The organism is Massilia atriviolacea, from assembly GCF_003953935.1.
GTDB classification, from domain to species: Bacteria; Pseudomonadota; Gammaproteobacteria; order Burkholderiales; family Burkholderiaceae_D; genus Telluria_A; species Telluria_A atriviolacea.
The window spans coordinates 195,251-220,038 of record NZ_RXLQ01000003.1 but is presented as its reverse complement, the minus strand read 5'-3'; the positions used below and the strand labels follow the sequence as shown (position 1 = coordinate 220,038).

The window sequence follows — 24,788 nt, the reverse complement described above, 5'->3', positions numbered from 1 at the left end:
CTCCTGTAGTCGGTACAGGCCAAACGATACAACGCCTGCGCGGCGCTGGACAGCGGATTTCGGCGAATGGCGGCTGGCGCCCGGTGAATGGCGCAGCGGTGGCCTAGGAGCCGAACGCCACCGAGGCCGACAGCGCCAGCATCATGGTGCCGGTGATGCCGTCGATCCATTTCCATGCGGCGGGACGGGCAAACAGGCCGGACAGGCGGGTGGCGCCGTAACCGAGGGCGCAGAACCACAGGGCCGAGGCGCTCATGGCGCCGAGGGCGAAGGCCGGGCGTTCCGGCGGCGCAAAATTGCCGCCGATGGCGCCGAGCAGGACCACGGTATCGAGGTAGACATGCGGGTTGAGCAGCGACAGGGCGACCACGCTGGCCAGGGCCTGGCGCGCGCCGATGCGGGGCGCGGCCGGCCCCACCGTCAGGGCGGCGCTGGCGAACACGGCGCGCCAGCTGCGCAGGCCGTACCACAGCAGGAAGGCCGCCCCGCCCCAGCGCGCCGCGCCCAGCAGCAGTGGCGACGATTGCACCAGCGTGCCGACGCCGGCCACGCCGAGCCCGATCAGCGCGGCATCGATCACGATGCAGGCGAGCACGGTCAGGCCCACGTGTTCGCGCTTGAGGCCCATGCGCAGCACGTGGGCATTCTGCGAGCCGATGGCGACGATCAGGCCAAAGCACAAGGCCAGGCCGTTGAAAAACGTGGAAACATAGGGCATGCAGACTCCAGTTGATAACCAAGAGCAACAATTGTGCAAGATCGCCGCCATGAAGTGAAGCGGGATTAACTTCTTTACGTATAATTAAATTTTTCTAATGCGGGAGGCCGCCATGCTCGATACGCGCAAGGGCGAAGCACTACTGGCCGTGATCGATAGCGGCAGTTTCGAGCAGGCGGCGGCCCTGCTCCACCTGACGCCATCGGCGGTGTCGCAACGGGTCAGCGCGCTCGAAAGCGAACTGGGCATGCCGCTGCTGATCCGCAGCAAGCCCTGCCGCGCCACCCATGCGGGCCAGCGCCTGCTGCAATACCTGCGCCGCAGCCGCCTGCTGGAAGCGGAGTTTCTGGCGGAATCGGCCGACAACGATGCGCATCCCCTGAGCATCGCCCTGGCCGTCAACAACGACACGCTGGCCACCTGGCTGCTGCCGGGACTGGCCTCTTTCCTGATCGAGGAACAGATCATGCTCGACATCGCGCTCGACGACCAGGACCATACCTACACCCTGCTGTCGCAAGGCGCGGCGCTGGCGGGGGTATCGAGCGAAGCGCAGCCGATGCGCGGCTGCACGGTGGAGCGGCTGGGGGCGATGCGCTACCGCCTGCTTGCCACGCCGGCCTTTGCCGCGCGCTGGTTTCCCGACGGCTTGCAGCGCGAGGCGGCGCGGCGCGCACCGGTCATGGTGTTCGACCGCAAGGATGCCCTGCAGGCAGCCTTCCTCCTGCGCGAACTGGGACTGCCCGCAGGCAGTTATCCCTGTCACTACATTCCGTCGAGCGATGCGTTCACGCATGCGGTGCGGCTGGGGCTCGGATACGGGATGGTGCCGGAACAGCAGTTCAGGGACGATATCGACACAGGCGCCCTGCTCGACCTGGCGCCCGACAAGCCGACCGATGTGATGCTGTACTGGCACGCCTGGCGGGTGCAGTCGCCCAAGCTGGAGCGGCTCAGTGCGCGACTGGTCGAGGTCACGCGGGCGGCATTGCGCCAGCAGGCCTGAACGGCAAGCACACAACAAACAACCCGCAGCGTTGACGCTGCGGGTTGTTTGTCGTGTACCGAAGAACGATCAGGCCGGTGGCAGGAAGGCCTCTGGCGCAGGCTGGTTGCGGACCTGGTTGCGGTACTTGGAAGCGGCAATCGCCTTCTTGATGGCTTCGCGCGCGATATTGGTGCGCTTGATGTCTTTTTTCTCGGCTTTGCCGCGATGCTGGGCGATGTCTTTGTTACCGATTCGATTTGTCATGGGAGACTCCTGTGTTGATGTTTTTAGGATTATGGTAGAACGCTGCGACGGAAAAAATAGGACAAAATGCAAGGTTCTTGTAGGACAGGAGGAGGTCAGCGCCGAATCGGCGCCAGCTTCAAGCCCGGGAGCAGCAAACCCCATCCCAGTTCGCGCCGGATTTCTTCCGGCGACGGTGGCGGCTTGGGATCACGCGAGCGGCGCTGAAGATATTCGCGCACCAGATGCTTGGGTGGGTGACTGATGGCAGGCATGATGACCTCCGCTTCCGTTTGTTGATCAGGTCCAGCGCTCCGCGTGCGCTGGCATCAGAGAATTGGTGCCGATCCTCGAGGCGACCGGCTAACCTGCTGAGGAGGCGTCACCGTTGGAATTCGCCGCTGGGCCCCTCACTCACACAGCTTCATCATAAGGGCTGGGCGCTAACCCAACCGTTCGTTGCCGCACACTGGCGCGCAAATCGCCCTGCGCATTTTTCGGCCGCGTCGCATACAGCCTGTACTGACAGGCGCTATGCGATGCGGCGATACCGCCGCCGCGCGCGCACGCATGCGCAGCGATTGCCATCCGGTCTATCCATGCTGGCAATGCCGCTTCGGCAAGCCGCAATTTCCTTATGAGCGCGCAACACTTTGCCATTGTCAAACGTGACGGCTGCGGTTAGCGTGTCGGATTAGCGTTCAATATCGATTCCCAATGCGTCTTGCTCCCCTTCTTGTCCTTAGCACCATGCTGGCAGCGTGCGCCAGCGCCCCGCCCGCGCCGCCTGTGGCGGCGCCCGTCATCGTACCGGCGCCAGTCGCACCCGAACCGGTGGCGCCGCCTGCGCCCGAGCCTGTCGCTGCGGCGCCGCTGCCGCCCGCCGCGCCGCCGTTCGACCTGGCGACCTTGCAGCGCAAGCAGATTTACCAGATGACGCCGGCCGAAGCCGGTCGCTACATCGCCTATATGCATAGCGCCGAACCGGACCTGCGCAAGCGCATCGCCGCGATCGGCCGCAAGAATATCGGCCAGCCGTATGTGCTGAACCTGCTGGGCGAGTATCCCTACGAGCTGCACGACAACCTGCCGATGTTCAGCCTGCAGGCGAGCGACTGCGTGGTGTTCGCCGAGCACACCTACGCGATGGCGCTGAGCCGGTCGTGGGAAGAATTCTTCTGGATGCTGCAGCGCATTCGCTACAAGGATGGCGTGGTCGGCGTGGCGACGCGCAACCATTACACCGAGGTGGACTGGAATATCAATAATGCCTGGCTGGTGTCGGACATCAGCGGCATGCTGGCCGGCGCCGACGCTGCCGCCTACGACATGAAGATCGACCGCACCGCTTTCCTGAAGATGCGGCACAACACGGCCAGTAACATTCCGGTGCAACTGAGCCAGGAAACCTATGTGGCCAAGGACAAGGTCGCCAGCGTGATCGGGCAACTCCAGGACGGCGACCTGGTGAACGTGATCTCCACGCGCGGCGGCAAATTCTGGGCCTCGCACGTCGGCTTGATCGTGGTCGACGCGAACGGGCAGCGCAACTTCCTCAATTCGGCCGAACCGCAAGTGCGCGAAGAAAGCTTCGAGGCGTTTTATGCGCGCACGGCGGCGCGCGAAGAACGCAACGGCAAGAACGGCATGAAGCTGGCGGGCTTCAAGTTCCTGCGCCTGAACGACAATATCGTGGTGCCGCCGGCGGCGCCGCAGCCGCGTCCCGGCGCGCCGGTGGCCGTGGCCGCCAAGACCACGGCGACGGCCACGCGCTGAGGGCGCCGGTACTCACCATCAGCGCTTGATGCCGCGGTCCAGGAACGCCAGCATCTGCGCCGCAATCTCCTTGCCGTGGGTTTCGATGGCAAAGTGGCCGGTGTCGAGGAAGCGCACCTCGGCCTTCGGATTGTCGCGCTTGAACGCTTCGGCGCCGACCGGGAGAAAGAACGGGTCGTTCCTGCCCCAGATCGCCAGCGTGGGCGGCTGGGTGCGGCGGAAAAACTCGTGCAGCCGCGCATACTGCCTGATGTTCTGGCCGTAGTCGAGCAGCAGATCCATCTGCGCGTCGACGCCGATGCGCTCGATGGCCGCGTGAGCCAGCTGCCAGCCCTCGGGCGCAATCAGCGAGGCATCGTTGACCCCTTCGGTGTACTGCCACTCGATCATGTCGAGCGTGTTGAAGCGGCGCAGCGCCTCGCGGTTGGCGGCGGTGGGCGCGGCCCAGGCACGGCGCATGTCCGCCCATCCCTCGCTCAAGCCTTCTTCGTAGGCATTCCCGTTCTGGCTCACAATCGCGCTGATCTTGTGCGGGTTGTCGACCGCCAGGCGCCAGCCGACCGGCGCGCCGTAGTCGAACACATACATGGCGTAGCGCTCGACGCCTTTCGCCACGGTGAAGGCGTCGATCACCGACGCCAGCCTGTCGAAGGTATAGCTGAACTTCACGCCAGGCTGGACGCTGGTCTGCCCGAAACCGGGCAGGTCGGGGGCGATCACATGGTACTTCCCGGCCAGTTGCGGGATCAGCTCGCGGAACATGTACGAGGACGCGCCGAAGCCGTGCAGCAGCAGCACGGTTGGCGCATCCGGCGCGCCGGCTTCCCGATAGAACAAGTTGACACCTTGCACTTCCATGCTCTTGTGGTGGACCTGCGGCGCCTCTGGCGCGGCGTTGGCGCCGAGGGAGGTGGCGAGGGTGGCGGCTGCAAACAGACTGGTCTTGACGTTCATGATGTTCCTTGGCGGTGATGGGTGCGTGGCATCTGGATAACCGGTATAATTTCAATTAACTAGTTACTTGAGTGGATTGTGCGCCGCATTGAGTAACCTGTCAAATACAATTTTAGGGGTTACTCATGACAAATGCAGGAACGCAGCCCGCCGAAGCGCCGCTGGTCGGCGACCATCTGGCCATGGATCTGTTGAATACGCAGGCCCGCGAGAATGGGGAGAGCGTCGACTTCTGGCACAGCGGCGACGATGTGCTCGCATGGCTGGCGCGCTGCGGAATCGTCCCGCCAGCGGGCGGGGAGACGCTCGACAAGCCCGGCCTGCTGGCGCAGGCGGCGGCCTTGCGCACGCTGGCGCGGCGCCTGGTCGGCCAGCGCAAGCAAGACCAGCCGATCGATCCCGCCGCCCTGAACGCCTACCTGCACACCTACCTCAGCGCGCCGCACCTGGACATCGACAGCGAAGGCCGGCCGGTGCTGGCGCGCGCGGTGCGCGCCGATCCGCTCGCATCGCTGCTGGGTCCGCTCGCCGAGTCGGTGGCGCAGTTACTGGTCGACGGCAATTTCGCCCTCGTCAAGCAATGCGAGCACCCCGACTGCGTGCTGTGGTTCTACGACCGCACCAAGGCGCACAAGCGCCGCTGGTGCAGCATGGCCTTGTGCGGCAATCGCTACAAGGCGGCGCAGTTCCGGAAAAGAAGCGCCATCTGAAGGCAGGCGCTTGCCGGGCGGAGCGTCAGGCAGTGCCGCCCCACATGGCCCGCGTGCGCGCCAGCCAGCGGCGGCGCTCGGCCAGGCCGACCGTGCCGCCGTTGATGCGGGTCGTGACCAGCACGATGTCGTCCTCGTCGGCCGCCTCGTTGCAGTCCTTGGCGACCCAGATCGCCGCCGCCGCGCCCAGGCACCAGCGCGCCGAGATCACCGCGTCGGGCTCGGCCACGAAATCGGGCGCCAGGGGGTAGCCGGCCTGGAGCGCATCGGTCGCCTGTGCGTAGCTGTCCTTTCCAGTCAGCTGCAACAGTCCGCGGCCGCGATAGCGGTAGCCGTCGCCGGGACGGTCGTTGCCGAGCCGGCCGCCATAGACTTCGTTGGCCAGCCGCACGTCGTCATTGGCAAAACTGGCGGGATCGAGCGGGCCGCGCGGACGAAAACGCTGCGGCCAGACCTGGGGCAGACGCTGCGCGCTGTAGCGCAGGTTTTCGACAGTGCGGCTCAGTGCCGCCGATTCGTGCAATACCTGCGCCATGAAATGGCTCACCCGCAAGGCGGACGCGGCGATGCCGAAATGCTCCAGGAAATGCTGCTCCGCGCCGAGGGCCGTGCGATAGACCGGCAGCGCATCCGGCGCAAGCTGGTCGACCTGGCCGAGCGTGATGACGACAGGCCCGGCCATGGCGGCTCCTTTGCTGTGCGGACCCTCCCATCGTAGTGGCTTCGCCGCTGCCGTCCACCAAGCGCGTCAAGCGATACGTCGTTTTGCCGCCGGACATGCCCCGTGTTAGCTACCGTAAAATCTATCCTCCGCGCACCTCCCGGAAGTCCGCATCCACCACATCGTCGTGGGCCGGCCCGGCCTGCCCGGCCCCGCCCTCGCCCGCATCCGGCGCCTGCCGCCGGTACAGCGTTTCGCCGATCGCCTGCGCCGCACCGGACAGGGCGGCGATGCGCGCGTCGATGTCGTCCTTGCTGCCAGTTTTGAGTGCCGTATCGAGACTGTCGATGGCAGCCTGGATGCCCTCGCGCACGGCGGCGTCGAGCCCCGCGCCGTGCTCCTCGAGCTGCCTGCGCGTGGCGTGCACCAGCGCATCGCCGCGGTTGCGTGCATCCGCCAGTTCGCGCGCGCGCCGGTCTTCATCGGCGTGGGCCAGCGCGTCCTGCACCATTTTCTGGATTTCCGCTTCGCTCAAGCCGGAATTGGCCTTGATCGTCACCTGCCTGGCCTTGCCGGTGGCCTTGTCCACGGCGCTCACGTGCAGGATGCCGTTGGCGTCGATATCGAAGCTGACCTCGATCTGCGGCATGCCGCGCGGCGCCGGCGCGATCCCGACCAGGTTGAATTCGCCCAGCAGCTTGTTGCCGGCCACGACTTCGCGCTCGCCCTGGTAGACCTTGACGGTCACGGCCGGCTGGTTATCGTCGGCGGTCGAAAACACCTGGCTGAACTTGGTCGGAATGGTGGTGTTACGGGGGATCATCCTGGTCATCACGCCGCCCAGGGTTTCGATGCCGAGCGAGAGCGGCGTGACATCCATCAGCAGCACGTCGGCGCGCTCGCCGGACAGCACCGCCCCCTGGATGGCGGCCCCGACCGCCACAGCTTCGTCGGGATTGACATCCTTGCGCGCCTCGCGCCCGAAAAACGCGCGCACCTTCTCCTGCACCCTCGGCATGCGCGTCATGCCGCCCACCAGGATCACATCGCCGATCTGCTCCTTGCCCAGTCCGGCATCCTTGAGCGCCACCTGGCAGGGAGCGATGGTGCGGTCGATCAGCTCGTCGACCAGCGCTTCCAGCGTGGCGCGCGAGAGGCGCAGGTTGAGGTGGGCCGGGGCGCCGTTGGCCATGGCGATGTAGGGCTCGTTGATGTCGGTCTGCTGCGTCGTGGACAGTTCGATCTTGGCGCGTTCGGCCGAGCTCTTGATACGCTGCAGGGCAATCGGATCGCGCCCGAGGTCGATGCCGCTGTGCTTTTTGAATTCGCCGATGATGTGGTCGATCACGCGCTGGTCGAAATCTTCGCCGCCCAAAAACGTGTCGCCGTTGGTGGAGAGCACCTCGAACTGCCTGTCGCCTTCGAGCTGGGCGATGTCGATGATGGAGATATCGAAGGTGCCGCCGCCCAGGTCGTACACCGCCACCTTGCGCTCGCCCTGCGCCGCCTTGTCGAGGCCGAATGCGAGCGCGGCGGCGGTCGGTTCGTTGATGATGCGCCGCACTTCCAGGCCGGCGATGCGGCCGGCATCCTTGGTGGCCTGGCGCTGGGCGTCGTTAAAATAGGCGGGCACGGTGATGACGGCGTCGCTGACCGGCGCGCCAAGGTAATCCTCGGCCGTCTTTTTCATCTTGCGCAGCACCTCGGCCGACACCTGCTGCGGCGCCAGGCGCTTGCCGCGCACCTCCACCCAGGCGTCGCCATTGTCGGCCCGCACGATCTTGAACGGCATCAGATGGATGTCCTTCTGCACTTCCGCCTCGTCGAACTTGCGTCCGATCAGGCGCTTGACGGCGAACAGGGTATTCTGCGGATTCGTCACCGCCTGGCGCTTGGCCGGCGCCCCGACCAGGATCTCGCCATTGTCCTGGTAGGCCACCACGGATGGCGTGGTGCGCATGCCCTCCGCGTTCTCGATCACCCTGGCCTGGCCGCCTTCCATCACGGCGACGCAGGAGTTGGTGGTGCCGAGATCGATACCGATGATCTTGCTCATGTCCTCCTCCTTGGAAAATTTGCCGGCGCGCACCGTCACGCTGCGCGGCACGGGCGTAAACCAGATAGACAAGGCGCCCGCCAAAACGATCCCGCCAGGATGCGCAGAGTCGATCCAGATCAAACGAAAGGGTTTTCACGATCCTTGCATCGGCCGAGTCCGATTGCCTTATGCCGCTGTTTCTGGCGCGCTTTCCCACAGCCGTTCGGATAATCGGCTCTTACTCCCTCTGCGCGCCGCCAGATAATATTTCCATTCGCAATTCATTCTAAATCCCAATCAAATCCAGTCAGCAATTTTTAGGCTAAGTCAGCCGTTGCGAACGATCAAATCGATATCGTTCGGCAGGCACGATAATAAAACTTACACATGGATAAGTTCTTCAAATAAGCACGCGAACGACGCTCTCCACGAATATCCGCCGCATTCACTGTATTTAATTTATTCCCATTTCCACCATGCAGACGCTTATTCACACATCGCTCAGCCAATTCTGTACCGAATTGGTCACCATGCACCGCGCCGCGAAAATCGCGCTGATGGTGGCGGTCGATCTGCTGGCGCTGCCGGTGTGTTTTCTGGTGGCGATGCTGCTGCGGGTGGGCGATGCCGCCGCGGCCATGCAATATCCGATGGCGGCCTATTTGCTGGTGGCGGTATTGACGGTGGGCGCGTTTTCGCTGTCGGACCTGTATCGCGCGGTGATCCGTTTTATCGACCAGCGCATGCTGGCGGTGACCGGCTGCACCCTGGCGCTGGCCACCTTGTCCGTGTATCTGATCATGGTGGGCATCAACGACGACAAATTCCCGCGCAGCGCGCTGGTGATTTACTGGTTTATCGCGTTTTCCTACGTGGTCACCTCGCGCATGACGGTGCGTAACTTCTTGCGCAGGCATATGAACCAGGCGCCGCAGGCGGACCATGCGGTGGCCATCTACGGCGCCGGCGAGCCCGGCGCGCAGCTGGCGCTGACCATGCGCACCAGCAATCAGTACCGTCCCGTCTGCTTTTTCGACGACAAGCGCGCCCTCAACGAGCGCACCATCGCCGGCCTGCGCGTGTTCCATACCGAACGCCTGGCCGAGACGGTGCGCAGCCTTGGCGTGCGCTCGGTGATCGTCGCCCTGCCGTCGGTATCGCCGCAGCGCCTGCGCGACATCATGGAACGCCTGGCCCTGGTCGGCGTCAACACCCGCATCCTGTGCCGCCTGCTCGACCTGGCCGACGGCGCCACGCCCGTGCACGCCGTGCGCGACCTGAAGTTCGAGGATCTGCTGGGGCGCCAGCCGGTGCCGCCCCGGCCCGAGCTGTTCGACCGCTGCGTGCGCGGCAAGCGCGTGCTGGTCACCGGCGCCGGCGGCTCCATCGGCAGCGAGCTGTGCCGCCAGATCGTCACCCTGGCGCCGGCCGCCCTGCACCTGGTCGACCATTCCGAGTTCGCCCTGTACACGATCCGCCAGGAGTTGCTCGGCCGCCATCCGGACATGCGCATCAGCGCACACCTGGGCTCGGTGTGCAGCGCGCGCCTGGTCGAACGGATTCTCCAGGACCACCCCATCGACACCATCTACCACGCGGCCGCCTACAAGCATGTGCCTCTGGTCGAGAGCAATATCGTCGCCGGCCTGCGCAACAATGTGCTCGGCTCGCAGGTGATCGCGGCGGCCGCCGCCAGGTTCAAGGTGCGCACCTGCGTGCTCATTTCCAGCGACAAGGCGGTGCGCCCCACCAATATCATGGGGGCCAGCAAGCGTATCGCCGAGCTGATCTTCCAGGCGGCCGCCGCCACCCACGGGCACGACACCACCTTTTGCATGGTGCGCTTCGGCAATGTTCTGGGTTCCTCGGGCTCGGTGATTCCCCTGTTCCAGCGCCAGCTGGCCCATGGCGGCCCGCTGACCATCACCCATCCGGAGGTGTCGCGCTATTTCATGCTGATCGCCGAGGCCGCGCAACTGGTGATCCAGGCCGGCGCCATGGCCAAGGGCGGCGATGTGTTCGTGCTCGATATGGGCGAGCCGGTGCGCATCGTCGACCTGGCGCGCAGCATGATCGTGATGTCCGGCCTGACCGAAAAGACGCCGCAGAACCCGGCCGGCGATATCGGGCTCAAGTTCGTGGGGCTGTTTCCCGGCGAAAAGCTTTACGAGGAATTGCTTACCGACGGCAAGGTTTTTCCCAGCGAACACCCGCGCATCATGCGCATGAAAGAACACGCGCTCGATCCCGGCGTGCTCGATACCTATATTACCTGCCTGATGCTCGCCTGCGATACGCACGACCGTCCGATGATCGAATCGATGGTCAAGGCCATTGTGTCGGAATATACGCCGCAGCCGAATGGCACGAGGCCGCCCGATTCCCCGCCCGATTCCCCGCCCGATGCCCCGCCGCTGGCCATGCCGCCCGATAAAAACCGGCCCGCCTTATTACGCAGTTTCTCGCCGCACCGCATTCAGTAAATACCGGCCAATATACAAGCAGCGGCCGATAGTCGATTCCCATTCAGTACGGAGATATTTTCCATGCGCGAACAAAATTCAAGCAGCCATTTGGCGCAGTTAATCGACAGGCTGGCGCAGCGCAGTGCCGTGATCGGCATTATCGGCCTCGGTTATGTGGGATTACCGCTCAGCCTGCGTTATTCGCAAGCGGGTTTTCGCGTGCTGGGGATCGATATCGACCCGGACAAGGTCGCGCGCCTGAATGCCGGCGCCAGCTATATCGAGCATATTTCCACCACCGCCATCGGGGCCGCGCTGGCGGCCGGCTTCCAGGCCACCGCCGATTTCTCCCGCGCGGCCGAGGCCGATGCCCTGATCATCTGCGTGCCGACCCCGCTGGGCGCCTACCGCGAGCCGGACCTGTCCTTCGTGCTGGCCACCGCCGACGCCCTGCTGCCGTACCTGCGCGCCGGCCAGGTGGTGTCGCTGGAAAGCACCACCTACCCCGGCACCACGGACGAGGAACTGCGCCCGCGCCTGGCCTCGTGCGGGCTGACCGTGGGCGAGGACATCTTCTTGGTGTTTTCGCCCGAGCGCGAAGACCCCGGCAACCCGGATTTCGAGACGCGCACCATTCCCAAGGTGTGCGGCGGCGACACCCCGGCCTGCCTGCGCGCCGGCATCGCCCTGTACAGCGCGGCCATCGACCGGGTGGTGCCGGTCGGTTCCACCCGCGCCGCCGAGCTGACCAAGCTGCTCGAAAACATCCACCGCGCCGTGAATATCGGCCTCGTCAATGAAATGAAAATCATCGCCGACAAGATGGAGATCGATATCCACGAGGTGATCCGGGCCGCCGCCACCAAGCCGTTCGGCTTCACGCCCTACTATCCCGGTCCGGGCCTGGGCGGACACTGCATTCCGATCGACCCCTTCTACCTGACCTGGAAGGCGCGCCAGTACGGCCTGCACACACGCTTCATCGAGCTGGCCGGCGAAATCAACAGCGACATGCCGCACTGGGTCATCGGCAAGCTGGCCGACGCCCTCAACGAACGCTCGCGCGCGATCCGGGGCAGCCGCGTGCTGGTGCTCGGCATCGCCTACAAGAAAAACGTCGAGGACATGCGCGAGTCGCCCTCGGTCGAACTGATGGAAATCCTGCGCGCCAAGGGCGCTGTGGTCGACTATTCCGACCCGCATGTGCCGCTGTTTCCCAAGATGCGAGAACACCGTTTCGACCTGGCCAGCGTGCCCCTGACGGCGGCCAGCATCGCGTCCTACGACGTGCTCCTGCTCGCCACCAGCCACAGCGCCTTCGACTACGACCTGATCCAGCAACACGCCGCCCTGATCGTCGACACCCGCGGCGTCTGGCTGGAGCGGCTGCCGAACGTGGTCAAGGCTTGACCACCGCGATTGGAGAACCCTCATGCGTACTTTTCCGCCACCCGTCACCGACCGCCGCATCCGCTTCGCGCTGGTCGGCTGCGGGCGCATTGCCAGCAACCACTTCAACGCCATCGTCCAGCACGACGACCGCTGCGAGCTGGCCGGCGTGTGCGATATCGATCCGGCGGCGCTGTCCGCCGCCGCCACCCGCACCGGCGCCCGCCCTTACCGCACGCTGGGCCAGATGCTAGCCAAGTGCAACGCCGACGCCGTGATCATCTGCACGCCCTCGGGGCTGCATCCGGAACAGGCGGTCCAGATCGCCGCCAGCGGACGCCATGTGATCACCGAAAAACCGATGGCCACGCGCTGGGAAGACGGCAAGCGCATGGTGGCCGCCTGCGACACGGCCGGGGTGCGCATGTTCGTCGTCAAGCAGAACCGGCGCAACGCCACCTTGCAGCTGCTCAAGCGCGCGGTCGATAAAAAGCGCTTCGGGCGCATCTACATGGTCAACCTGAACGTGTTCTGGACCCGCCCGGACGACTACTACACCAGCGCGCGCTGGCGCGGCACCTGGGAATACGACGGCGGCGCCTTCATGAACCAGGCCAGCCACTACGTCGACCTGATCGACTGGATCGTCGGCCCGGTCGAGAGCCTGCAAGCCTACACCGCCACCCTGGCGCGCGACATCGAGGTGGAAGACACGGGCGTGATCAGCCTGCGCTGGCGCAACGGCGCGCTGGGCTCGATGAACGTGACCATGCTCACCTATCCGCGCAACCTGGAAGGCTCGATCACCATCCTCGGCGAACGCGGCACGGTGCGCATCGGCGGCGTGGCCGTGAACGAAGTGCAGCAATGGGAGTTCGCCACGCCGGACGAAGACGATGCGCTGGTGCGCGACGCCAGCTACCAGACCACCTCGGTCTACGGCTTCGGCCATCCCCTGTATTACGACAATGTGATCAAGGTGCTGCGCGGCGAAGCCGAACCCGAAACCGATGGGCGCGAGGGGCTCAAGTCGCTCGAAGTGCTCATTGCCGCCTATAAATCGGCGCGCGACGGCAAGCGCGTCGCCCTGCCGCTGGAGTATTGAACATGGACCAGGCCATCATCGAACCGAGCGCCATCGTCGACCCCGGCGCCATCCTGGGCCCGGGCACGCGGGTCTGGCATTTTTCCCACGTGTGCGGCGGCGCGCGCATCGGCGCCGGCTGCTCGCTCGGGCAAAACGTCTTCATCGGCAACGAGGTGCGCATCGGGGACCGCTGCAAGATCCAGAACAATGTGTCCGTGTACGACGCCGTGACCATCGAGGACGAGGTGTTCTGCGGCCCCAGCATGGTGTTTACCAACGTCTGGAACCCGCGCGCGGCCATCGCGCGCAAGGATGCCTACCGGCCCACGCTGGTGCGGCGGGGCGCCAGCATCGGCGCCAACGCCACCATCGTGTGCGGCGTCACCATCGGCCGCTACGCCTTTATTGCGGCCGGGGCCGTCGTCACGCGCGACGTGCCCGACTTTGCGCTGATGGCGGGCGTGCCGGCACGCCAGACCGGCTGGATCGGCCGCCATGGCGAGCGCCTGGCGCTGCCCGGGGGCGCCGATGGCGACGCCGCTTGCCCCCATACAGGCGAGCGCTACCAGGTACGCGGCGGCGTCTGCCGCCTGCTGGACGACTCCCTTTGAACTGTCAGCGATCGGACCCCTCATCATGAAATTCATCGACCTCAAAGCGCAATACCAGCTGGGCCGCGAGAACATCAACGCCCGCATCCAGGCCGTGCTCGAGCACGGCCAGTACATCATGGGACCGGAAGTGGCGGAACTCGAAGCGCGCCTGGCCGCGCGCACCGGCGCGCGCCACTGCATTACGGTTTCCTCCGGCACCGAGGCGCTGCTGATTTCGTTGATGGCGCTCGGCATCGGCGCCGGCGACGAAGTCATCACCACGCCGTTTTCCTTCATCGCCACGGCCGAGGCCATCGTGCTGCTGGGCGCCACCCCGGTGTTTGTCGACATCGACCCGGCCACCTGCAATATCGATCCCACCCTGATCGAAGCGAAGATTAGCGGGCGCACCAAGGCGATCATGCCGGTGTCCCTGTACGGCCAGCCGGCCGACATGGAAGCCATCAACGCGATTGCCTGGCGCCATGGCCTGAGCGTGATCGAAGACGCCGCCCAAAGCTTCGGCGCCACCTATGGCGGCAAGCAGAGCTGCAACCTGTCGGCCATCGGCTGCACCAGCTTTTTCCCCAGCAAGCCGCTCGGCTGCTATGGCGACGGCGGCGCCATCTTTACCAGCGACGCGCAGCTGGCCAGCGCCATGCGCGACATCCGCGTGCACGGCCAGTCGCGCCGCTACGTGCACACGCGCATCGGCGTCGGCGGCCGCATGGACACCTTGCAATGCGCCATCGTCCTGGCCAAGCTCGACTATTTCGACTGGGAATTGCAGCAACGCGCGCGCGCCGCCGCCAGCTACGACGCCCTGCTCTCCGGCAAAATCGGCCTGGTGGCGCGCCGGCGCGACCGCAGCAGCGTGTTCGCGCAATACACGGTGGTGGTGGAGCAGCGCGAGCGGGTGCGCGCCGCATTGGACGCGGCCGCCATCCCCAGCGCCGTGCACTATCCGGTGCCGATGCACCTGCAGCCGGCCTATGCGCGCTGGAGCGACGCCGCCGGCGCGCCGGTGGCGCAGGCCATGGCCGCCAGGGTGCTCAGCCTGCCGATGGGCCCCTACCTGGACGACGCCAGCATCGCCCGGGTATGCGCGGTGCTGCTGGACGCCGCGGGCGCGCCGGCGCCATCGTGCAGCCAGCCGTGATGAGCACCGGCATGACGGCGCGGCTACCGGCCTACTGGCGCAACGTGATGACCGTGCTCGGCGGCGCGCTCGGGGCCCAGGCCCTGCCGCTGCTGGCGGCGCCGCTCATCACGCGCCTGTGCACGCCGGCCGACGTGGGCGCCTTCAGCGTCTGGCTGGGCCTGGTGGCGGTGGCCGCCATCGGCGCCACCCTGCGCCTGGAAGCGGCCATCATCCTCGACCACGAGCGCGCCGCCCAGCGCACCTGTTTTTCGGTGGTGGCCTGGAGCGCCACCCTCACCGCCCTGCTGATGACGGCGGGCGCGGCGGGCGCGCGCCTGTCCGGCCTGCCGTTCGCCGCGCAACTGTCGTGGCCGGCGCTGCTGACGCTCGGCCTGGCCACCTGGATGACCGCCTACATGCAGACCATCCTGGCCTACGCCACCTCGCACAACGCCTTCGGCAAGGCGGCGCGGGCGCGCGTCTGGAGCGCTGGCAGCATCGCCGCCGCGCAAGTGGGCTTGCTGGCGCTGGGCATGGGCGGCGTCGCCCTGATCGCCGGGCAACTGGCCGGGCTGGCGCTCGGCCTGCTGGCCGCCATCGTGCTGCTGGCCCCGCCGCAGGCATGGCCCGGCTGGCGCCTGGACCAGGCCCAGCGCGCCTACCTGCGCCGCCACGACAAGTTCTGGCGCTTCTCGCTGCCCTCGAACCTGCTCAATGTGATGGTCGGCCAGTTGCCGCTGCTGCTGATCGGGGCGCGCCACGGCGCCCTGGCCGCCGGCCTGTTCGCCCTGACCCAGCGCGTGCTGGGCGCGCCCATTGCGCTGCTGGCCGCGTCGGTGCTGGAAGTGTTCAAGCGCCAGTCGGTGCACGATTTCCAGACCCAGGGCAATTGCCGCGATGCCTACCGCACCACCTTCAAGGCGCTGGTGCTGCTCGGGATCGGGCCGTCGCTGGTGCTGCTGCTGTTTTCGCCGCACCTGTTCGCCTTCGCCTTCGGCGAACACTGGCGCCCCGCCGGCGAGCTGGCGCAACTGCTGGCGCCGCTGTACTTCCTGAACTTCATCGCCAGCCCGCTCAGCTATGTGTTCTTCGTCGCCGGCAAGCAGAAAATCGACCTGGTATGGCAGGTGGCGCTGTTCGCGATGACCCTGGCGGTGTTCCTGGCGCCCGGCACCCTGCGCCAGAGCGTGCTCTGGTATGCGACCGGCTACTCCCTGCTGTATCTGGTCTACCTGCGCATGTCCTACCAGTGCGCGCAGAACCGCATGGTGGCAGCATGAGCCCGCTCGCACGGTCCGGCGGACGCGAGCAATGGGTCGGCATGCTCGGCTTTTTCGCCCTGTTCCCCGGCTTCTTCTTCTATCACACCGCCCTCGGCCTGGGAAAGATCCCGGCCGTGCTGGGCGGGTATTTCGCGCCGGTGTCGCTGCTCCTGCTGCCGCTGCTGCTGTTCTGCTACGCGGGCAAGGTCCGGCAAGACCGCGACTACCTGGGCAAGAGCGACGTCGCGTTTTTCGGCTACCTGGCCTATTTTGCGCTGATCGTCGGCGTCAATGCCGTGGCCGGCGCCAACATCGTGATCGTCAACAATCATCTGCTTGGAATCATTTTCATGCTGAATGTGTTCATCGCATTCCGCATGAGCGAGCTCGACGCGCGGCGCTTCCGCCTGATGGCGCTGGGCAGCCTGCTGGCCATGTCGGCCATCGTGTTTGCGTATGCGGTCGACGGCGCCTTTTACCTGGCACCCCTGGGCACCGCCATGAATCCCGAAAGCCTGGCGTCGTACCAGGGATTTTCGCGCTCGTATCTGTTTACCTTCGCGGCGGCGATCGCCTACACGCGCACCGTGCGCCTGCGCCTGCTGCTGTATTGCCTGGCCGCCTCCACGCTGTTCGTCAATACCGCGCGCAGCGAATTCGCCGCCCTGCTGTTCATGATTCCCATCATCGAGCTGTATTACACCCGGCAAAAACTGCTGATGACCAGCATCTTCCTGTTCCTGTGGCTGATGCTGTATTCGCACCTGGAACAGATCCTGTCCATCCTGCCCAGCAACCGCATACTCGAACTGCTGGACCTGTCCCACTCGACCTCGGCCAACAAGCGCCAGCACCTGACTGCCTACGCCCTCAATGCGATCGCGCAGTTTCCGTTTTTTGGCGATTACGCCAGCTACTCGCCGGGCCTGTATTCGCACAATGTGCTGTCGGCCTGGGTCGATACCGGGGCATTCGGCTTCCTGTTCGTGCTCGGCATCCTGATCGTGCCGGCCATTCCCCTGTTCTTCAAAGGCTACTTTGCGCGCGCGCGTTCGGGCGACTTCATCCTGGCGTTTTCGCTGTGCTGCATCACCGTGCTGCTGCTGGCGACCTCGCATTATTTTACCGACATGCTCATCGGCGCCACCATGGCGGCCTTTTCCACCTACCGCTATGGAATGACACATGCTCACCATCGCACATCTGACATCGGCCCATCCGCGCCGCGACACCCGCATCTTCGTCAAGCAATGCCGGGCGCTGGCGCAGCAGGGACATAGGGTCACCCTGGTCGTGGCCGACGGGCTCGGGGACGAGCGCGACAGCGGCGTGCACATCAGCGACGTCGGGTACGCCCGGGGCCGGCTGGCGCGGATGCTGGTCGGTACCCGCCGTGTGCTGCGGCGCGCGCGCCAGCTCGACGCCGACGTCTACCACCTGCACGATCCGGAACTGATGCCCGCCGGGCTGGCCCTCAAGCGCCTCGGCAAGACCGTCATTTTCGACGCGCACGAAGACTTGCCGCTGCAATTGTTCAGCAAGCCCTACCTGGCGCCGGTAGCGCGCCGCCTGCTCTCGCGCGCCTGCGCGGCCTACGAGCGCTATGCCTGCCGCCAGTTCGACGCCGTCGTCGCCGCTACGCCCTCGATTCGCGACAAATTCCTGTTGATCAATCCGAATACCATCGACGTCAACAACTATCCGGTGCCGGGCGAATTCGATGCCGAGGCGCCCTGGAGCGACAGGCGGCAGGAAGTCTGTTACGTCGGCGGCCTGTCGGCGCTGCGCGGCATCGGCGAGCTGGTCGCCGCCGCGCACCTGCTGCAAACGCCCGCGCGCATCACACTGGCCGGGCGGTTTTCGGATGTGAAGCTCGAAAACTCCCTGAGCGCCCTGCCCGGCTGGCAGCGCCTGAACCGCCCCGGCCACCTGGACCGCGACGGCGTGCGCGCAGTGATGGCGCACGCCCTGGCCGGCCTGGTGACACTGCATCCCGAACCGAATTACCTGGCGGCCCTCCCGGTCAAGATGTTCGAATACATGGCGGCCGGCATTCCCGTGATCGCCTCCGATTTTCCGAGGTGGCGCGCGATCGTTCAAGCCCACCAATGCGGCGTGTGCGTCGACCCGCGCGATCCGGCCGCGATTGCCGCCGCCATCGATTACTTCGTGCGCCATCCGCAGATCGCCCGGCGCATGGGACGCAATGGAAGGCGCGCCGTCATGGAACGATTTAACTGGCCGACCGAGTCCGACAAGCTGGTGGGGCTGTATCGCGAGTTGCACGCTTCCATCGGCGCGATGCGCCATGCCGGCGCATGAGGCCGCGCATGCGTGTCCTGGCCGACATGAATAAGCGGCGGCGCCCTGAGCGATCACAAACAGACGCGACGAGGCCGGTTCGATTTACGCCACTTCAAATACCCCGCCGCTTCGTCTGGCTACAGTACGACAAGCCGGAACGATTATCGGGCGCGCCGTGCCAGCAGCACCGCGGTTCGCGTCCATGTCGATCAACACGTTTCGACCTATGCATCCCGACCCACAAGAAAAGGCGCTTCCCGCCGCGATGAACAGCAATGACTACCCTACTCGCCACCCTGTCGGACCACCTTGCCACCGTCAAGCAATTGCTGCGGCTGCCGGTCGCGCACCTGGTCTTCGACCAGGCCATTGCACCCGCCAATGTGCGTTCGACCTACCGCTACTACACCAAGCGCCATCCGGTCTACAAGATCATCCGCCACAAAACCTGGGGCGCGGCCCTGGTCGACCTGGGGCGCTTTCGCAACGGCCACGACTACCTCGACAGCATCAAGGGCCGCAACTGGGGCGCGCATCACATCAAGCGGGCGCGCGCGCGCGGCTACCGGCTGGCCGAGATCGAGCGCAACGATTACGTCGACGCCATTTTCGCCATCAATACCTCGGTCGCGGCGCGCCAGGGCCGCCCCATGGACCAGAAATACCTGGAAAAGCAGCAATGCTTCGACAAGCTGGTCAACTTTACTTACTACGGCGTGCTCGACCAGGACGACCAGCTGGTCGCCTATGCCAACGTCGGCCGCTACGGCAATTTTCACGCCTTCGAGCAACTGATGGGCTATCGCAACAACGACGGCATCATGCACTTGCTGGTCGGCGACATCAGCGCCGCCCTGGTCGACCAGGGCCTGTCGCGCTATCTGATGTACGACACCTGGTTCGGCGCCTTGCCCGGGCTGCGCCAGTTCAAGGCCATGCTCGGCTTCACGCCTTACCGCGCGCGCTACCACCTCCGATGAACACGCCGCCGCCACGCTTCCACAGCGATCGCCGCATGCCCTCGCGCCAGCCCGCGTACGGCTCCGCGCCGCGCGAGGCCGCCGGCGGCGAACCGGGCACGCCGGTCGACCAGGACATCGTGGCCGGCGCCAGCTTGCGCGCACTGCGCGACCTGGCCGAGGAACCGGCATGGCGCACGCGCCACATCTGAGGGAGAACCGACCATGAACATCCTCCTCATCAACCACTACGCCGGATCGCTGCGGCACGGCATGGAATACCGCCCCTTCTACCTGGCACGCGAATGGGTGCGGCTCGGGCACCGGGTGCGCATCGTCGCCTCCTCGCAATCGCACATCCGGGCCCAGGCGCCGCAACTGCAGGGCCGCAGCCGGCTCGACGAAACCATCGACGGCGTCGAGTACCGCTGGATCGCCACGCCGGCCTACCGGGGCAACGGCGCCGCGCGCGTGGCTAATATGCTCGCTTTCGTGGCCCGGCTGTACCTGCACGCGCGCCGGCTCGCCGCCGAATTCGCACCCGACGTCGTCATCGCATCGAGCACCTACCCGCTCGACATCTGGCCGGCGCAGCGCATCGCCCGCTGCGCCGGCGCGCGCCTGCTGTTCGAACTGCACGACCTGTGGCCGCTCTCGCCGATCGAGCTGGGCGGCTATTCGCGCCGGCATCCCTTTATTCTGCTGCTGCAGGCGGCCGAAAACTATGCTTGCCGCCACGCCTGCGCCATCGTCTCGATCCTGCCCAAGGTGCGCGACCACCTCGAAGCGCACGGCATGGCGCCGCATAAGCTGCACATCGTGCCCAACGGCGCCGACCCGGACGAATGGCTGGCCGCGCCGCCCGCGCTGGCCGGCGCCGCCGGCGCGCAACTGGCCGCGCTGCGCGCCGACGGCAAGTTCATCGTCGGCTACGCCGGTACCCATGGCCTCGCGAACGCCCTCGACACCCTGCTCGACGCCGCCGGCCTGATGGCCGACAAGCGCATCGCCTTCGTGCTGGCCGGCAGCGGCCCGGACAAGCCGCGCCTGGTCCGGCTGGCCCTGGAACGGGGCCTGCGCAACGTGCATTTTCTCGACCCGGTGCCCAAGCAACAGGTGCCGGCCCTGCTGGCCAGCTTCGACGTGGCCTACATCGGCTGGCAGCGCCGGCGCCTGTACCGCTACGGCATCGCCCCCAACAAACTGATCGACTACATGATGGCCGGCCGGCCCATCCTGCATTCGGTCGAGGCCGGCAACGACCCGGTCGCCGACGCCCGCTGCGGCCTGACCGTGGCGCCGCAGGACCCGGCCGCGGTGGCGCGCGGCCTGCTGGCCCTGTTCACCCTCGAGCGGCAGGAGCGCGATGCCGCCGGCGAACGCGGCCGCGCCTACGCCATGGCCGCGCTGAGCTACCCGGTGCTGGCCCGGCGCTTCCTGCAGGCGTGCGCATGATGAACAGCGTCCGATTCCGGCAAGCGCCATGCCGCTGGACAGGCGCATCGACAGACAAACGGACCGGGCGCGGCAGAGCCGCACCGGACCACCACACTTACGGAGCACCGATCATGCCTGACGACCTGCCACCTGCCCCAAGCGCGGCCCCGCCCGCGCCACCTCCCTTCCTGCCGTTTGCCCTGCCCGACATCGGCGATGAAGAAATTGCCGCCGTGGTCGACTGCCTGCGCTCCGGCTGGGTCACCACCGGACCGCGCACGCGCCAGTTCGAACATGCCTTCGCCACCTACCTCGGCGGCGGCGTGGATGCCATTTCCGTCAACTCCGCCACGGCCGGCCTGCACCTGGCCCTCGAAGCGCTCGGCATCGGCCCCGGCGACGAAGTCATCGTGCCCACCATGACCTTCACCGCCACGGCCGAAGTGGTGCGCTACCTGGGCGCGCACCCGGTCCTGGTCGACGCCGACCCGGATACCCTGAACCTGTCCCTGGCAGCGGTGGAGGCCGCCATCGGCCCGCGCACCCGCGCCATCATTCCCGTCCACTACGCGGGCCTGGCCTGCGACATGGATGGCGTGCTGGCCCTGGCCGCCGCTTACCGGCTCAAGGTCGTCGAAGATGCCGCGCACGCCTTCCCGACCCTGTACAAGGGCCGCCTGGTCGGCACCCTGGCCAGCGACGCCACGGTGTTCAGCTTCTACGCCAACAAGACCATGACCACCGGCGAAGGCGGCATGGTGGTCACGCGCGACCCCGGCGTGGCGGCCCGCGTGCGCCTGATGCGCATCCACGGCATCAGCCAGGACGCCTTCGACCGCTATACCTCGCGCACCCCGGCCTGGTTCTACGACGTGGTGGCGGCCGGCTTCAAGTACAACCTGACCGACCTCGCCTCCGCCATCGGCATCGAGCAGTTGCGCAAGATCGACCGCTTTCGACTGCGCCGCGAGCAACTGGCGCAAGCCTACAAGCGCGGCCTGCACGGCTTGCCGCTGCGCCTGCCGCCCGCACCCGGAAACGGCAGCAGCCATGCCTGGCACCTGTACGTGGTGCGGCTGCAAGCGGGCGCCAGGCTGGGCCGGGACGAACTGATCGCGCGCCTGTCCGAGCGCGGCATCGGCACCAGCGTGCACTTCATCCCGCTGCACCGCCATCCCTTCTGGCGCGACAGCTGCCGCCTGGTGCCGGAACAATTTCCGGTCGCCGAAGCCAGCTATGCCCGCATGCTGTCCTTGCCCCTGTACACCCGCATGAGCGATGCCGACCTGCAGCGCGTCACCGGCAACCTGCGCGAGTTGCTGACATGAGCAAGCGCCTGTTCGACCTCGCGGCGGCGCTGGCCGGCCTGCTGGTGCTGGCCCCGCTGTTCGCCCTCATCGCAGCCTGCATTCGATTGGACTCGCCAGGGCCGGTTTGGTTCCGCCAGCGGCGCATCGGACGTTATGGCGTGCCGTTCGACATCATCAAGTTCCGCACCATGCGCGCCGATCATGGCGACGGCGCCCAGCTCACGGTCGGCACCGATGCCCGCATCACCCGGGTCGGCACGTTCTTGCGCCACTATAAGCTCGACGAATTGCCGCAGCTGGTCAACGTCGTCCTCGGCAGCATGAGCCTGGTCGGACCGCGTCCGGAAGTGCCGCGTTATGTCGCCTGCTATCCAGCGGAGGTGCGCGCCATCGTGCTGTCGGTATCCCCCGGCATGACGGACTGGGCGTCGATCTGCTACAAGGACGAGAATGCCATCCTCGGACGCAGCGCCGACCCGGAACGGACCTATCTGGACACCATCCTTCCCGCCAAGCTGGCGTACAACGTGCGCTATGTGCGCGAGCGCGGCTTCTGGACCGACCTGCGCATCATCTGCAGCACCCTTGCGGCGCTGGCGCGCTAGCGAGGCGGCCATGGACGAGCTCAGCTTCCTCCTGCACCTGGGCGACCCGCGCCTGACGATGCCGCTCGGCGCCGCCCTGCTGGCCTGGCTGCTGGCCGCGCGCGCCTGGCGCATGGCGCTGTGCTGGGGCGTGCTGCTGGCGGGCGGGCTGGGCCTGGTGGGCGTCAGCAAGATCGTCTATCTGGGCTGGGGCGGCGGCGTGCCGCTGCTCGGCTACAAGGCGCTCAGCGGCCATGCGGCCGGCGCCAGCGCGGTGTTCCCGATGCTGTTCTGGATGCTCGCGCATGGCCGCGCCGGCCGCTGGCAAGGCCGGGCGCTGCGGCTCGGCCTCGGCATTGGCGTACTGACCGGCGCGCTGCTGGTGGCCGACGACCAGCACAGCGTGGCCGAAGCGCTGGCCGGCTGCCTGCTGGGCGCGGCGGTCAGCCTCGGCAGCATCCGGCTCGGGGCCGCCGCCATGCCGGCGTTGCCATGGAAAGGCTTGCTGGCCGGCCTGGCGGCCCTGCTCGCGAGCGCCTGGCTGATGACATGGGCGCACCTCGGCTGGTGGATGGTGCGCGCCGCGCGCCTGCTCACCGGCCATACCCACGTCTACCCTTTGTAGGTCGGCGACCCAATCACTCAAGGGAAAATCCATCATGAACCCGCATCCGATGCCCGGCATTCGCTTTCTGAAAGAAAGCCAGCTGGGGGAAGACTCCTTGCACTCCCTCCTCATTTCCTTGCTGCGCGGACTGGCGGCGATCGAAGTCGCCGCCGCCCACTTGCGCGCGGGCTTCTTTCCCGGCCTGCGCACGCTGGACGATCCCGCCATCTGGTACCAGGCGCTGGCCTTCCTGACCGGCTTCGCGCACCAGGCGGTCGTGGTGTTCTTCCTGATCAGCGGCTGGCTGGTCGGGGGCAGCCTGCTCAACAAGCTCGGCCAGCCGCAGGCGATCAGGGTGTATGCGATCGACCGCGTGACGCGCCTGTGGACCGTGCTGCTGCCGACCTTCGTGCTGATCCTGGCGACCGGCATCGTCAGCGGCAGCATCGATCCCCACAGCCCCGACTTTTCGCGTGCCAACGATTACTCGTTTACTGCGCTGGTCGGCAACCTGTTCGGGCTGCAGACCATCATCGTGCCGGAATTCGGCGGGAACTTCCCGCTTTGGAGCCTGTCCAACGAAACGTGGTACTACATCATGTTTCCATTGCTGGTCATGTGCGCGGCGGCGGGCACGGGTACGCGGCGGGTGCTGGCGGCGCTCGCCTTGTTGGCGATCGGCGTGCTGCTGCCGTTCGACATGGTGCTGTATTTCACGCTCTGGCTGCTCGGGGCGGCGTTTTCGCGCGTGCGCGTGGAGTGCGGCATGCCTTTGCGCGCGCTGTTGCTGATCGTGCTGGCGATCGCGTCGGTGGTATTCAGGTTAAAAGGAAGCAATGACGACATGACGCTGGCCTCGTTTCCCCAGGATCTGTTGCTGAGCGTGCTGTTCCTCTTGTTTTTGTCGAGTACGGTCACTCCCTTGCCGGTGAATTGGCGTTTAATGGCGCCGTTAAGGAGGGTGGCGGTGTTGTTGTCGAATTTTTCGTTCACGCTGTATGTGGTGCATATCCCGGTGCTGGGCATCATGGGCCATGTCGGCATGACCGTGTTCGGGCGCAGGCAGTTCGCCGCCGACAGTGTGGGGGATTTGGGAATCTACCTGGCCATGCTGCTTGCGGTGCTGGGGTGCGCGTACGGCTTTTATCTGCTGTTTGAGGCCCGTACGTACGCGGTGCGGCGCTGGATGAAGGATTTGCTGATGACAAAAATAGACAGCCCGCCGCGCTCGTCGCCGGCCAGGCAGTGAGCCATTACGGTGGCCCCTCGTCGCACCCGCGCAGGCGGGTGCCCAAGTGTGAGGCCCAGTCGCTGGCTGCGCCACGAACTTGGGCACCCGCCTTCGCGGGTGCGACGAGGGGGTGCGACGAGGGGGTGCGACGAGGGGTTGCGACGAGGGGTTGCGACGAGGGGTTGCGACGAGGGGTTGCGACGAGGGGTTGCGACGAGGGGTTGCGACGAGGGGTTGCGACGAGGGGTTGCGACGAGGGGTTGCGACGAGGGGGTGCGATGAGGGGGGGGCGACGAGGGGGTTGCTACAAGGCGGCAGGTGCGACGAGGGC

24 protein-coding genes are annotated in these 24,788 nt (G+C 66.3%); 18 read left to right on the top strand and 6 right to left on the bottom strand.

Going from position 1 to position 24,788, the window contains the following annotated elements:
- Nucleotides 1-103: 103 nt before the first annotated feature.
- The gene (locus EJB06_RS06240; protein ID WP_126073157.1) at nt 104-718 is read right to left on the bottom strand and encodes a LysE/ArgO family amino acid transporter; all 615 of its coding nucleotides are present in this window, start codon (nt 716-718) and stop codon (nt 104-106) included.
- A gap of 112 nt (nt 719-830) precedes the next feature.
- Between EJB06_RS06240 and EJB06_RS06235 the strand changes: the two genes are divergently transcribed.
- Nucleotides 831-1,724 carry a LysR family transcriptional regulator ArgP gene (locus EJB06_RS06235; RefSeq protein ID WP_126073156.1) on the top strand — a complete coding sequence of 298 codons (894 nt, stop codon included), beginning with the start codon at nt 831-833 and terminating at the stop codon, nt 1,722-1,724.
- A 69-nt stretch (nt 1,725-1,793) separates the two neighbouring features.
- On the opposite strand, the gene EJB06_RS31755 is transcribed toward EJB06_RS06235, so the two are convergent.
- Nucleotides 1,794-1,970, bottom strand: coding sequence for a hypothetical protein (locus EJB06_RS31755; RefSeq protein ID WP_164557843.1), 177 nt, complete (start codon nt 1,968-1,970; stop codon nt 1,794-1,796).
- 95 nt (nt 1,971-2,065) lie between these two features.
- Nucleotides 2,066-2,224 (bottom strand): hypothetical protein, encoded by a 159-nt coding sequence (locus EJB06_RS31750; RefSeq protein WP_164557842.1) that lies wholly within the window; start codon nt 2,222-2,224, stop codon nt 2,066-2,068.
- 442 nt (nt 2,225-2,666) lie between these two features.
- Here EJB06_RS31750 and EJB06_RS06230 point away from each other — a divergent pair, with 442 nt between their 5' ends.
- Nucleotides 2,667-3,725: an N-acetylmuramoyl-L-alanine amidase-like domain-containing protein gene (locus EJB06_RS06230; protein WP_126073155.1), complete on the top strand. Its 1,059-nt coding sequence runs from the start codon at nt 2,667-2,669 to the stop codon at nt 3,723-3,725.
- A gap of 18 nt (nt 3,726-3,743) precedes the next feature.
- On the opposite strand, the gene EJB06_RS06225 is transcribed toward EJB06_RS06230, so the two are convergent.
- The gene (locus EJB06_RS06225; RefSeq protein ID WP_126073154.1) at nt 3,744-4,679 is read right to left on the bottom strand and encodes an alpha/beta fold hydrolase; all 936 of its coding nucleotides are present in this window, start codon (nt 4,677-4,679) and stop codon (nt 3,744-3,746) included.
- A gap of 125 nt (nt 4,680-4,804) precedes the next feature.
- On the opposite strand from EJB06_RS06225, the gene EJB06_RS06220 reads away from it, so the two are divergent.
- On the top strand, nt 4,805-5,389 hold the full coding sequence (locus tag EJB06_RS06220; protein ID WP_126073153.1) for a CGNR zinc finger domain-containing protein: 585 nt from the start codon (nt 4,805-4,807) through the stop codon (nt 5,387-5,389).
- Nucleotides 5,390-5,414: 25 nt separating this feature from the next.
- On the opposite strand, the gene EJB06_RS06215 is transcribed toward EJB06_RS06220, so the two are convergent.
- Nucleotides 5,415-6,071 carry a glycoside hydrolase family 19 protein gene (locus EJB06_RS06215; protein ID WP_126073152.1) on the bottom strand — a complete coding sequence of 219 codons (657 nt, stop codon included), beginning with the start codon at nt 6,069-6,071 and terminating at the stop codon, nt 5,415-5,417.
- A gap of 121 nt (nt 6,072-6,192) precedes the next feature.
- Complete coding sequence (gene dnaK / locus EJB06_RS06210) at nt 6,193-8,106, bottom strand: molecular chaperone DnaK (RefSeq protein ID WP_126073475.1); 1,914 nt, start codon at nt 8,104-8,106, stop codon at nt 6,193-6,195.
- 512 nt (nt 8,107-8,618) lie between these two features.
- Between dnaK and EJB06_RS06205 the strand changes: the two genes are divergently transcribed.
- The 15 genes from EJB06_RS06205 (at nt 8,619) to EJB06_RS06135 (ending at nt 24,475) form a co-directional block, all read left to right on the top strand.
- Complete coding sequence (locus EJB06_RS06205) at nt 8,619-10,571, top strand: polysaccharide biosynthesis protein (protein ID WP_126073151.1); 1,953 nt, start codon at nt 8,619-8,621, stop codon at nt 10,569-10,571.
- Between the two features lie 63 nt (nt 10,572-10,634).
- Entirely contained in the window at nt 10,635-11,963 is a 1,329-nt protein-coding gene (locus EJB06_RS06200) for a nucleotide sugar dehydrogenase (RefSeq protein ID WP_126073150.1), read from the top strand.
- A gap of 22 nt (nt 11,964-11,985) precedes the next feature.
- Nucleotides 11,986-13,047 carry a Gfo/Idh/MocA family protein gene (locus EJB06_RS06195; protein ID WP_126073149.1) on the top strand — a complete coding sequence of 354 codons (1,062 nt, stop codon included), beginning with the start codon at nt 11,986-11,988 and terminating at the stop codon, nt 13,045-13,047.
- 2 nt (nt 13,048-13,049) lie between these two features.
- Nucleotides 13,050-13,640 (top strand): acyltransferase, encoded by a 591-nt coding sequence (locus EJB06_RS06190; RefSeq protein ID WP_126073148.1) that lies wholly within the window; start codon nt 13,050-13,052, stop codon nt 13,638-13,640.
- A 25-nt stretch (nt 13,641-13,665) separates the two neighbouring features.
- Nucleotides 13,666-14,781, top strand: a complete 1,116-nt coding sequence (locus EJB06_RS06185) for a DegT/DnrJ/EryC1/StrS family aminotransferase (RefSeq protein WP_126073147.1) — start codon at nt 13,666-13,668, stop codon at nt 14,779-14,781.
- A complete protein-coding gene (locus tag EJB06_RS06180; RefSeq protein ID WP_229426951.1) occupies nt 14,724-16,043 on the top strand; it encodes a lipopolysaccharide biosynthesis protein in 1,320 nt (439 codons plus the stop codon). Before EJB06_RS06185 ends, EJB06_RS06180 begins: the two co-directional genes overlap by 58 nt.
- A complete protein-coding gene (locus EJB06_RS06175; protein WP_126073146.1) occupies nt 16,040-17,305 on the top strand; it encodes an O-antigen ligase family protein in 1,266 nt (421 codons plus the stop codon). The genes EJB06_RS06180 and EJB06_RS06175 overlap by 4 nt, the downstream gene beginning before the upstream one ends.
- Nucleotides 17,211-18,347 carry a glycosyltransferase family 4 protein gene (locus EJB06_RS06170; protein ID WP_126073145.1) on the top strand — a complete coding sequence of 379 codons (1,137 nt, stop codon included), beginning with the start codon at nt 17,211-17,213 and terminating at the stop codon, nt 18,345-18,347. Before EJB06_RS06175 ends, EJB06_RS06170 begins: the two co-directional genes overlap by 95 nt.
- A gap of 257 nt (nt 18,348-18,604) precedes the next feature.
- Entirely contained in the window at nt 18,605-19,309 is a 705-nt protein-coding gene (locus EJB06_RS06165) for a hypothetical protein (RefSeq protein WP_126073144.1), read from the top strand.
- On the top strand, nt 19,306-19,500 hold the full coding sequence (locus EJB06_RS06160) for a hypothetical protein (RefSeq protein WP_126073143.1): 195 nt from the start codon (nt 19,306-19,308) through the stop codon (nt 19,498-19,500). Before EJB06_RS06165 ends, EJB06_RS06160 begins: the two co-directional genes overlap by 4 nt.
- 13 nt (nt 19,501-19,513) lie before the next feature.
- Nucleotides 19,514-20,743 (top strand): glycosyltransferase family 4 protein, encoded by a 1,230-nt coding sequence (locus EJB06_RS06155; RefSeq protein ID WP_126073142.1) that lies wholly within the window; start codon nt 19,514-19,516, stop codon nt 20,741-20,743.
- A 113-nt stretch (nt 20,744-20,856) separates the two neighbouring features.
- Nucleotides 20,857-22,053: a DegT/DnrJ/EryC1/StrS family aminotransferase gene (locus EJB06_RS06150; RefSeq protein WP_126073141.1), complete on the top strand. Its 1,197-nt coding sequence runs from the start codon at nt 20,857-20,859 to the stop codon at nt 22,051-22,053.
- Nucleotides 22,050-22,640, top strand: a complete 591-nt coding sequence (locus EJB06_RS06145) for a sugar transferase (protein ID WP_126073140.1) — start codon at nt 22,050-22,052, stop codon at nt 22,638-22,640. Before EJB06_RS06150 ends, EJB06_RS06145 begins: the two co-directional genes overlap by 4 nt.
- A 10-nt stretch (nt 22,641-22,650) precedes the next feature.
- Nucleotides 22,651-23,244, top strand: coding sequence for a membrane-associated phospholipid phosphatase (locus EJB06_RS06140; protein ID WP_126073139.1), 594 nt, complete (start codon nt 22,651-22,653; stop codon nt 23,242-23,244).
- Nucleotides 23,245-23,278: 34 nt separating this feature from the next.
- A complete protein-coding gene (locus tag EJB06_RS06135; RefSeq protein WP_126073138.1) occupies nt 23,279-24,475 on the top strand; it encodes an acyltransferase family protein in 1,197 nt (398 codons plus the stop codon).
- The last annotated feature ends 313 nt before the right edge of the window (nt 24,476-24,788 follow it).